10 protein-coding genes are annotated in these 9566 nt (G+C 64.4%); 7 read left to right on the top strand and 3 right to left on the bottom strand.

Going from position 1 to position 9566, the window contains the following annotated elements; genetic code table 11:
* Positions 1-52 precede the first annotated feature (52 nt).
* The gene (gene bkdR, locus ACLEJU_RS28240) at positions 53-538 is read right to left on the bottom strand and encodes a Bkd operon transcriptional regulator BkdR (RefSeq protein ID WP_012315571.1); all 486 of its coding nucleotides are present in this window, start codon (positions 536-538) and stop codon (positions 53-55) included.
* A 197-nt stretch (positions 539-735) separates the two neighbouring features.
* On the opposite strand from bkdR, the gene ACLEJU_RS28245 reads away from it, so the two are divergent.
* The 4 genes from ACLEJU_RS28245 to lpdA are packed head-to-tail and all read left to right on the top strand — an operon-like array spanning position 736 to position 5688.
* Entirely contained in the window at positions 736-1968 is a 1233-nt protein-coding gene (locus tag ACLEJU_RS28245; protein ID WP_435425508.1) for a 3-methyl-2-oxobutanoate dehydrogenase (2-methylpropanoyl-transferring) subunit alpha, read from the top strand.
* 1 nt (position 1969) lies between these two features.
* Complete coding sequence (locus tag ACLEJU_RS28250; RefSeq protein WP_110636399.1) at positions 1970-3028, top strand: alpha-ketoacid dehydrogenase subunit beta; 1059 nt, start codon at positions 1970-1972, stop codon at positions 3026-3028.
* Positions 3029-4306 (top strand): dihydrolipoamide acetyltransferase family protein, encoded by a 1278-nt coding sequence (locus tag ACLEJU_RS28255; protein ID WP_435425507.1) that lies wholly within the window; start codon positions 3029-3031, stop codon positions 4304-4306.
* A gap of 2 nt (positions 4307-4308) precedes the next feature.
* Positions 4309-5688: a dihydrolipoyl dehydrogenase gene (gene lpdA, locus ACLEJU_RS28260; RefSeq protein ID WP_435425506.1), complete on the top strand. Its 1380-nt coding sequence runs from the start codon at positions 4309-4311 to the stop codon at positions 5686-5688.
* Between the two features lie 72 nt (positions 5689-5760).
* On the opposite strand, the gene ACLEJU_RS28265 is transcribed toward lpdA, so the two are convergent.
* Entirely contained in the window at positions 5761-6759 is a 999-nt protein-coding gene (locus ACLEJU_RS28265; protein ID WP_435425505.1) for a diguanylate cyclase, read from the bottom strand.
* A 215-nt stretch (positions 6760-6974) separates the two neighbouring features.
* On the opposite strand from ACLEJU_RS28265, the gene ACLEJU_RS28270 reads away from it, so the two are divergent.
* Positions 6975-7469, top strand: coding sequence for a hypothetical protein (locus ACLEJU_RS28270; protein WP_435425504.1), 495 nt, complete (start codon positions 6975-6977; stop codon positions 7467-7469).
* A 35-nt stretch (positions 7470-7504) separates the two neighbouring features.
* Here the strand turns inward: ACLEJU_RS28270 and ACLEJU_RS28275 are convergent, their stop codons facing one another.
* Positions 7505-8383 (bottom strand): LysR family transcriptional regulator, encoded by an 879-nt coding sequence (locus tag ACLEJU_RS28275; protein ID WP_435425503.1) that lies wholly within the window; start codon positions 8381-8383, stop codon positions 7505-7507.
* 107 nt (positions 8384-8490) lie between these two features.
* Here ACLEJU_RS28275 and ACLEJU_RS28280 point away from each other — a divergent pair, with 107 nt between their 5' ends.
* Together ACLEJU_RS28280 and ACLEJU_RS28285 are read left to right on the top strand one after the other, a co-directional pair.
* On the top strand, positions 8491-9210 hold the full coding sequence (locus ACLEJU_RS28280) for an AzlC family ABC transporter permease (RefSeq protein WP_435425502.1): 720 nt from the start codon (positions 8491-8493) through the stop codon (positions 9208-9210).
* The gene (locus ACLEJU_RS28285; protein ID WP_435425501.1) at positions 9207-9533 is read left to right on the top strand and encodes an AzlD domain-containing protein; all 327 of its coding nucleotides are present in this window, start codon (positions 9207-9209) and stop codon (positions 9531-9533) included. Before ACLEJU_RS28280 ends, ACLEJU_RS28285 begins: the two co-directional genes overlap by 4 nt.
* The last annotated feature ends 33 nt before the right edge of the window (positions 9534-9566 follow it).

The raw sequence follows: 9566 nt of genomic DNA on the forward strand, positions 1-9566 counted from the left end.
TCGCAGCCCTTTCGCGACACAAGGCCGCTCCTACAGGGGGGAATGCCTGAGTTCACTCACGGAGTGTCATGCCATTGGAGGGCAACGGCAACGCCGTCTTGTATCTCACCTGCTTGAGGGCAAAGCTCGAGCGGATATTCGCCACCCCTGGCAACCGCGTCAGATAATCGAGAAACCGCTCCAAAGCCTGAATGCTCGGCAACAACACCCGCAACAGGTAATCCGGGTCGCCGGTCATCAGGTAGCATTCCATCACCTCCGGCCGCTCGGCGATCTCTTCCTCGAAGCGGTGCAACGCCTGCTCGACCTGCTTTTCCAGGCTGACATGGATGAACACGTTCACGTCCAGCCCCAGCACCTCTGGCGACAACAAGGTCACCTGCTGGCGGATTACCCCCAACTCTTCCATGGCCTTGACCCGGTTGAAACAGGGCGTCGGCGACAGGTTCACCGACCGCGCCAGTTCCGCATTGGTGATACGAGCGTTGTCCTGAAGGCTGTTGAGAATGCCGATATCGGTACGATCGAGCTTGCGCATGAGACAAATTCACCGGTTTTTTATGTTTATCCGGAATGTTTATCTCCCCTGCCAGACAAAGGCAATCAACTTGAGAGAAAAATTCTCCTGCCCTCCCACTAAGATGTAAATGACGCTGACCTACCAGTCACAAGCCGGTACTCAGCGGCGGCCGCTTCAGAGCTCACAAAAACAACATCCGAGCGAGCGTAAAAAGCATGAACGAGTACGCCCCCCTGCGTTTGCATGTGCCCGAGCCCACCGGCCGGCCAGGCTGCCAGACCGATTTTTCCTACCTGCGCCTGAACGACGCAGGGCAAGTCCGTAAACCCCCGATCGATGTCGACGCTGCCGACACCGCCGACCTGTCCAAAAGCCTGGTCCGCGTGCTCGACGAGCAAGGCAACGCCCTAGGCCCATGGGCCGAGGACATCGACCCGCAGATCCTGCGCCAAGGCATGCGCGCGATGCTCAAGACGCGCATCTTCGACAGCCGCATGGTGGTTGCCCAGCGCCAGAAGAAGATGTCCTTCTACATGCAGAGCCTGGGCGAAGAAGCCATCGGCAGCGCACAGGCGCTGGCGCTCAACCGCACCGACATGTGCTTCCCGACCTATCGCCAGCAGAGCATCCTCATGGCTCGCGACGTGTCGCTGGTGGAGATGATCTGCCAGCTGCTGTCCAACGAACGCGACCCGCTCAAGGGCCGCCAGTTGCCGATCATGTATTCGGTGCGCGAAGCCGGCTTCTTCACCATCAGCGGCAACCTGGCGACCCAGTTCGTGCAGGCGGTCGGCTGGGCCATGGCCTCAGCGATCAAGGGCGATACCAAGATCGCCTCGGCCTGGATTGGCGACGGCGCCACCGCCGAGTCGGACTTCCACACCGCCCTCACCTTCGCCCACGTGTACCGCGCCCCGGTGATCCTCAACGTGGTCAACAACCAGTGGGCGATCTCCACCTTCCAGGCCATCGCCGGTGGCGAGCAGACCACCTTTGCCGGCCGTGGCGTGGGTTGTGGCATCGCCTCGCTGCGGGTCGACGGCAATGACTTCGTCGCCGTCTACGCCGCCTCGCGCTGGGCCGCCGAACGCGCCCGTCGCGGCCTGGGCCCCTCGCTGATCGAGTGGGTCACCTACCGCGCCGGCCCGCACTCGACCTCGGATGACCCCTCCAAGTACCGCCCCGCCGATGACTGGAGCCACTTCCCGCTGGGCGACCCGATCGCCCGCCTGAAGCAGCACCTGATCAACATCGGCCATTGGTCCGAGGAAGAACACAAGGCCACCACCGCCGAGTTCGAAGCCGCGGTCATCGCCGCGCAGAAGGAAGCGGAACAGTACGGCACCCTGGCCAACGGCCACATCCCGAGCGCGGCCTCGATGTTCGAGGACGTGTACAAGGAAATGCCTGACCACCTGCGCCGTCAACGCCAGGAACTGGGGGTCTGAGATGAACGATCACAACAACAGCATCAACCCGGAAACCGCCATGGCCACCAGCACACTGACCATGATCCAGGCCCTGCGCTCGGCCATGGATGTCATGCTCGAGCGCGACGACAATGTGGTGATCTACGGCCAGGACGTCGGTTACTTCGGCGGCGTGTTCCGTTGCACCGAAGGCCTGCAGACCAAGTACGGCAAATCGCGGGTGTTCGATGCCCCGATCTCGGAAAGCGGCATCGTCGGCACTGCCGTGGGCATGGGTGCCTACGGCCTGCGCCCGGTGGTGGAAATCCAGTTCGCCGACTATTTCTACCCGGCGTCCGACCAGATCGTCTCGGAAATGGCCCGCCTGCGCTACCGCTCGGCCGGCGAGTTCATCGCCCCGCTGACCCTGCGCATGCCCTGCGGCGGCGGCATCTATGGTGGCCAGACCCACAGCCAGAGCCCGGAGGCGATGTTCACCCAGGTCTGCGGCCTGCGCACGGTGATGCCGTCCAACCCGTATGACGCCAAGGGCTTGCTGATCGCCTCGATCGAATGCGACGACCCGGTGATCTTCCTCGAGCCCAAGCGCCTGTACAATGGCCCGTTCGACGGCCACCACGACCGCCCTGTCACCCCCTGGTCGAAGCACCCGCAAAGCGCCGTGCCAGACGGCTACTACACCGTGCCGCTGGACAAGGCCGCCATCACCCGCCCCGGCAACGATGTCACCGTGCTGACCTACGGCACCACGGTCTACGTGGCCCAGGTGGCTGCCGAGGAAAGCGGCGTCGACGCCGAAGTCATCGACCTGCGCAGCCTCTGGCCGCTGGACCTGGAGACCATCGTCGAGTCGGTGAAGAAAACCGGCCGCTGCGTGGTCGTGCATGAAGCCACCCGCACCTGCGGTTTCGGCGCCGAACTGGTGTCGCTGGTGCAGGAGCATTGCTTCCACCACCTCGAGGCACCGATCGAGCGCGTCACCGGCTGGGACACCCCCTACCCCCACGCACAGGAATGGGCTTACTTCCCAGGCCCTTCACGGGTAGGCGCGGCATTGAAACGGGTCATGGAGGTCTGAATGGGCACGCACGTCATCAAGATGCCGGACATTGGCGAAGGCATTGCGCAGGTCGAGTTGGTGGAATGGTTCGTCAAGGTTGGCGACGTGATCGCCGAGGACCAGGTGGTGGCCGATGTCATGACCGACAAGGCCACCGTGGAAATCCCGTCGCCGGTCAGCGGCAAGGTGCTGGCCCTGGGCGGCCAGCCCGGTGAAGTGATGGCGGTCGGCAGCGAGCTGATCCGCATCGAAGTGGAAGGTAGCGGCAACCATGTGGATGTGCCGCAGGCCAAGCCTGTGGAAGCCCACAGCGCGCCCGTGGCGCCTGTTGCACCCAAGCCAGAAGCCAAAGCACCACAGCTGGCAGCCTTGCAGGCACCCGAGCATCACGTTGAAGCCGCTATCGTGCCGCGCCAGCCGGGCGACAAGCCGCTGGCCTCGCCGGCGGTGCGCAAGCGCGCCCTGGATGCCGGCATCGAGCTGCGCTACGTGCATGGCAGCGGCCCGGCCGGGCGCATTCTGCACGAAGATCTCGACGCCTTCATGAGCAAGCCGCACAGCGCTGCCGGCCAGGCCCCGAGCGGCTATGCCAAGCGCACCGACAGCGAGCAGGTGCAAGTGATCGGCCTGCGCCGCAAGATCGCCCAGCGCATGCAGGATGCCAAGCGGCGTGTCGCGCACTTCAGCTACGTGGAAGAGATCGACGTTACCGCAGTGGAAGCCCTGCGCCAGCAGCTCAACGCCAAGCACGGCAACACGCGTGGCAAGCTGACCCTGCTGCCCTTCCTGGTCCGCGCCCTGGTCGTGGCCTTGCGCGACTTCCCACAGATCAACGCCACCTACGACGACGAAGCCCAGGTCATCACCCGCCACGGCGCGGTGCATGTGGGCATCGCCACCCAGGGTGACAACGGCCTGATGGTGCCGGTACTGCGCCATGCCGAAGCCGCCAGCTTGTGGGCCAATGCCGGCGAGATCTCGCGCCTGGCCAACGCCGCACGGAGCAACAAGGCCAGCCGAGAAGAACTGAGCGGCTCGACCATCACCCTGACCAGCCTCGGCGCCTTGGGCGGCATCGTCAGCACCCCGGTGGTCAACACCCCGGAAGTGGCGATCGTCGGCGTTAACCGCATCGTCGAGCGCCCGGTGGTGATCGACGGCCAGATCGTCGTGCGCAAGATGATGAACCTTTCCAGCTCGTTCGACCACCGAGTGGTCGATGGCATGGATGCCGCGCAGTTCATCCAGGCCGTGCGTGGCCTGCTCGAACAACCTGCCTGCCTGTTCCTGGAGTGAGCATGTCCCAGATCATCGACACCACCCTGCTGATCATCGGCGGCGGCCCCGGCGGCTACGTGGCCGCCATCCGCGCCGGGCAACTGGGCATCCCTACCGTGCTGGTCGAAGGCCAGGCCCTGGGCGGCACCTGCCTGAACATTGGCTGCATCCCGTCCAAGGCGCTGATCCATGTGGCCGAGCAGTTCCACCAGACCGCACGCTTTGCCGGGCAGTCGCCACTGGGCATCAGCGTCGATAGCCCACGCCTGGACATCGACCAGAGCGTGGCCTGGAAGGACGGCATCGTCGACCGCCTCACCACCGGCGTGGCCGCCTTGCTGAAAAAGCATGGGGTCAAGGTGATTCACGGCTGGGCGAAGATCCTCGACGGCAAACAGGTTGAGGTCGACGGCCAGCGCATCCGCTGCGAGCACCTGCTGCTGGCCACCGGCTCGCACAGCGTCGAACTGCCAATGCTGCCACTCGGCGGGCCGATCATTTCCTCCACCGAAGCCCTGGCGCCCAAGGCTCTGCCCAAGCACCTGGTGGTGGTGGGCGGCGGATACATCGGCCTGGAGCTGGGCATCGCCTATCGCAAGCTGGGTGCGCAGGTCAGCGTGGTGGAAGCACGCGAGCGCATTCTGCCGACCTACGACGGCGAACTGACCGCGCCGGTAGCAGAATCGCTGAAGAAGCTGGGCATCGCCCTGCGCCTGGGCCACAGCGTCGAAGGCTATGAAAACGGCTGCCTGCTGGCCAGCGATGGCCAGGGCGGGCAACTGCGCCTGGAAGCCGACCGGGTGCTGGTGGCCGTGGGCCGCCGGCCACGGACCAAAGGCTTCAACCTGGAATGCCTGGACCTGAAGCTGAACGGCGCAGCCATCGCCATCGACGAGCGCTGCCAGACCAGCATGCGCAACGTCTGGGCCATCGGTGACGTGGCCGGCGAACCGATGCTCGCCCACCGCGCCATGGCTCAAGGCGAGATGGTTGCCGAAATCATTGCCGGCAAGACCCGGCGTTTCGAACCCGCTGCGATCGCCGCGGTGTGCTTCACCGACCCGGAGGTCGTGGTGGCCGGCAAGACGCCAGAGCAAGCCAGCCAGCGAGGGCTGGACTGCATCGTCGCGCAGTTCCCGTTCGCCGCCAATGGCCGGGCCATGAGCCTGGAATCGAAAAGCGGTTTCGTGCGGGTGGTGGCGCGGCGTGACAACCACCTGATCGTGGGCTGGCAGGCGGTTGGCGTAGCGGTATCGGAACTGTCCACGGCGTTTGCCCAGTCGCTGGAGATGGGCGCCCGGCTGGAGGATGTGGCCGGCACCATTCATGCTCACCCAACGCTGGGTGAAGCGGTACAGGAAGCGGCACTGCGCGCGCTGGGCCACGCACTGCATATCTGACACTGAAGCGGCCAAGGCCGATTTGGCCCGCTGCGCCCCTGGCGCCGCGGGTCTTTTTTATCCGCTACCGGCTCACTCGGAAATCATGTTCTTGCCCGCACCCTTGGCCCGGTACACGGCCTTGTCAGCCCGGGCCAACAGATCTTCCTGGCCCTCCCCTTCCCGCCATTGCACCACGCCATAACTCATGGTCAGCCGGCACTCACCTACCGGTTCGAGCCGCTCCATCACCCGACGCAATTCCCCTGCCAGGTCGAGTGCCTCGCCCAGCGTGGTCTGCGGCAGCACCATGACGAACTCGTCGCCGCCCCAGCGCGCCAGCAGGTCAAGTTCACGCAGACTGGAGCTCAGGTTTTCGACAACCCGGATCAACGCCGCATCGCCACGGGCGTGGCCATAGCGGTCATTGATCGGCTTGAAATCATCCAGGTCCATGGCCACCAGCGCCAGCGGCTGGCGGAAGCGCTTGGCCCGTTCGCACTCCTGCTGCAGGGTCTTCTCTAGCCGGTAGCGATTGGCTATCCGGGTCAGCGCGTCGCGCTCGGCCAGGATGCGGTTCTCGTCGAGTTGGCGTTGCAGCTGCTGGTTGACCCACGACAGCTCGCGGGTGCGCTCGGCCACCTGGGCTTCCAGCGAATGGTTCTTCCGCTCCAGTTGCGCCACCAGGCGCTTGCCTGCATCGATATTGCGGTGCGCACCGAGCATGCGCGCCACCGAGCCATCCTCGTTGCGGTCGATGATATGGCCGCTGTCCTCGACCCAGAGGTAACTGCCATCGTGGCAGCGGCAGCGGTACTCGATGAGATAGCGCTCGTTGCGCTGGTTGATGTAAGCCTCGAAGTGCGCCATCACCCGTGGGTAGTCCTCGGGGTGGATCACGCTTTCCCAGGTCAGTACGGTGTTGGCCATGGAATGGCTTTCGTAGCCGAGCATGGCGTACCAGCCGGGGTTGCGGTAGACGTAGCCGGTATTGGCATCCCAGTCCCAGATGCCATCGCTGATCAACGCGAACAGCGTGGCCAACTGCTGTTCACTGAAGCCGGCAGGTGCTGGCATTGCTTCCTGACTCATGGACGCTCTCCCTGGTGTCCAGCAACTGCGCCCCGATCAAGGGGCTGCCGACAGTGCTTGTGTTTGCCGCAGGCGGCAACATGTTTCCTATGACAGGCAAGCATATGCCTGGCGGCCAACGACCGAAATAGCCCGAACGTCCTATTTTGCGACTTGCAAGGCTGGCATGGGACTTGCCCCGCTTTCCTCGCTTTGTAACGTCCAAGGAGGAGAACATGGCAATTACCCTCAATGGTTTGGGTTGGCAGGCCACCGTGCACCAGCAGCAGCGCATCAACCACGACCAGGCGCAAGCCGAGCTGGTGCCGTTCCGTGCACCGCTGGCCACCAGCAATGCCTCTGCGCAGCAGAACAGCCAGGGCAGCACTTCGCAGCAGAATGCCGACGATGCCCGCGAAGAAGCCTTCGCCAAGCTCAAGGTGATGCTGCAGAACCCCGACCTCGCCGCCCGCCAGCAGGCCGGCGCCAGCACCCCGGTAACCAGCGATGCAGTGCAGGATTTCCGCGACTACATGGCCAAATCCCCGGGAGAGAAGATCAAGGAAAAGATTCTTCAGGAACTGGGCATGACCGAGGATGAGTACAACGCCTTGCCACCTGAGCAGCAAGCCAAGGTCGATGAGCAGATCGCCCAGCGCATGAAGGAAGACGTTGAGATCAAGGCCCAGGCCAAGGTGGCCGGACAGACAGCACAAACCGAGCAGGTCTGAAACCCGGGTGTGGCCAGCGCAATGTTGGCCACACCTCAGGCCAGCCGTTTCAAGGCCTCTTCCACCGCCGCCACGCGTGGGTTGCCCGTGGCACCTGGCAAGCGCCATGCCGCAATGGTCAACCCCAACGGCACCGAGCGGGCCAAGGGGGCGACCAGCTCGCCACTGTCGAGGTACGGCTGGATCAGGCTCCTGCGCCCGATCAGCACTCCGGCGCCCAGCAACGCTTGCTGCACCGCGATCGAATAAAGGGAAAAACCGGGGCCTCGGGCCACGAAGTGCTGTTCAGGCATGATCGCCGCCGACCAGACATCCCAGTCCTGCCAACCGACATCCTTGATGCAGCGCGCACTGGCCAGGTCTGCCGGCGCCATAATCTGCGCGGCCAGCGCGGGGCTACACACCGGCAGGATGTCTTCATCGGCCAGCTTGCGCTGGCCGCGCTCGACCTGCTCGACGTAGAACAGGCACAGGTCGAACGGGCTCCGCTTGAGGTTTGGCGGTTCATCGACCGCCGTCACGGAGACCTCGATGGGGGCGAGCATTTCGGTCAGGCGCGGCAGCCGCGGCCCGATCCACAGCTGGGCCAATGCCGGCGAGGTGACAATATGCACCCGCTGCGGCGCGGCCAGCCGGCGCAAGGTTCGGGCAGCCTCCTCCACCGCATCGAAGGCCTCGGTGAACTGCGTCTTCACGCTTTCGCCCAGCGGGGTCAGGCGCACGCCCTTGGCATGGCGCTCGAACAGGGCGGCGCCGTACTGGGTTTCCAGGGTCTTGATCAGCGCGGCAATTGCCCCTGGGGTGACCTTCAGTTCGTGGGCAGCCCGGGCAAAACCACCGAGTCGCGCCGACGCCTCGAAGGCGCGCAGGGCATTGAGCTGCAGGGTGTGCCGGGTAGGTGAATCGAGTGACATGGTTCAAGGCCTATTTTTTTTAGGCCTAATATTCCAGAAATCTGCGTTGTTACCAAGCCGGGCGGGTTTTACCTTGAGCGAGCCTGATGAATGTTCAAGGAACCCAGATGCACTACAAAAGCGCGATGCACGCATTCACCGAGGGTGTCCGCGCGGTTCTGCCACTGATGACCGGCATGGTGCCCTTCGGTCTGATCACCGGGGTGACGGCCATCGGTATTGGCATGTCGCCGCTCGATGCCATGGGCATGACCCTGCTGTTCTATTCCGGCTCCGCGCAGATGGTGGTGCTGCAGTTGATGCAGAGCGGCGCGCTGCCACTGACCATGGTGGTCACCGCGTTGGTGATCAACCTGCGCTTCCTGATGTACAGCGCCGCCCTGGCCCCGCACCTGAGCGAGCTGCCACGCCGCAAAACCTGGTCGTTGTCCTACCTGCTTTCCGACCAGTCGTTCGCCCTGTGCAGCCTGAAGTTCGGCGCTGGCGGCCTCGGTCGATTTGCCTTCCCGTACTACCTGGGGACCGCCTTGCCGATGTGGTTCGGCTGGAACCTGGCGGTGCTGGCGGGTGTGTACCTGGGTACCGGCATTCCGGAGTCCTGGTCGCTGGGCTTTGCCATTCCGCTGTCGTTCCTGGCACTGCTGGTGCCAGGCATCCGTAACCCGGCGATGCTGGGCGCAGCGGTGGTGGGCGGCGCGCTGGCGGTGCTGGCACACGACCTGCCCTACAACCTCGGCTTGCTGGTCGCCTCGCTGGGCGGTGTGATCAGCGGGCTGAGCATCGAACAACTGCGCAAGGGCGCACCCGTGGCAGCGGAGGCGCCATGAACGACATGACACCATGGATCACCTTCGCCCTTATCGGCCTGGGCACCTTTGCGATACGGCTGTCGTTCATCGAGTTCTACGGCGCGTTGCGCATTCCGCCGATGTTGCGCCGTGCGCTGGTGTATGTACCGGCCAGTGTGTTGGCTGCGCTGGTGCTGCCGGCCGTGGTGTTCAAGGCCGGGCAGCCGGGTATCGACTGGAGCAACCCGCAGATACCGGCGGCTGTGGTGGCGGGGCTGGTTGCCTGGCGCACGCGCAGTACGCTGCTGACCCTGGCGGTGGGTATGGGGGTGTTGTGGAGTTTGCGGTATTTGGGGGTGTGACTGGCTGAGGATGGCGTTGAGGCGGACGAGTGG

Source organism: Pseudomonas sp. SMN11, from assembly GCF_052041945.1.
Lineage (GTDB): Bacteria > Pseudomonadota > Gammaproteobacteria > Pseudomonadales > Pseudomonadaceae > Aquipseudomonas.

What these genes read in the sequence shown, in the direction of transcription:
- lpdA (WP_435425506.1), top strand. Translation starts at nt 4,309, where the DNA reads ATGTCCCAGATCATCGACACCACCCTGCTGATCATCGGCGGCGGCCCC.
- ACLEJU_RS28270 (WP_435425504.1), top strand. Translation starts at nt 6,975, where the DNA reads ATGGCAATTACCCTCAATGGTTTGGGTTGGCAGGCCACCGTGCACCAG.
- ACLEJU_RS28245 (WP_435425508.1), top strand. Translation starts at nt 736, where the DNA reads ATGAACGAGTACGCCCCCCTGCGTTTGCATGTGCCCGAGCCCACCGGC.
- ACLEJU_RS28275 (WP_435425503.1), bottom strand. Translation starts at nt 8,383, where the DNA reads ATGTCACTCGATTCACCTACCCGGCACACCCTGCAGCTCAATGCCCTG.
- ACLEJU_RS28255 (WP_435425507.1), top strand. Translation starts at nt 3,029, where the DNA reads ATGGGCACGCACGTCATCAAGATGCCGGACATTGGCGAAGGCATTGCG.
- ACLEJU_RS28265 (WP_435425505.1), bottom strand. Translation starts at nt 6,759, where the DNA reads ATGAGTCAGGAAGCAATGCCAGCACCTGCCGGCTTCAGTGAACAGCAG.
- bkdR (WP_012315571.1), bottom strand. Translation starts at nt 538, where the DNA reads ATGCGCAAGCTCGATCGTACCGATATCGGCATTCTCAACAGCCTTCAG.
- ACLEJU_RS28250 (WP_110636399.1), top strand. Translation starts at nt 1,970, where the DNA reads ATGAACGATCACAACAACAGCATCAACCCGGAAACCGCCATGGCCACC.
- ACLEJU_RS28280 (WP_435425502.1), top strand. Translation starts at nt 8,491, where the DNA reads ATGCACTACAAAAGCGCGATGCACGCATTCACCGAGGGTGTCCGCGCG.
- ACLEJU_RS28285 (WP_435425501.1), top strand. Translation starts at nt 9,207, where the DNA reads ATGAACGACATGACACCATGGATCACCTTCGCCCTTATCGGCCTGGGC.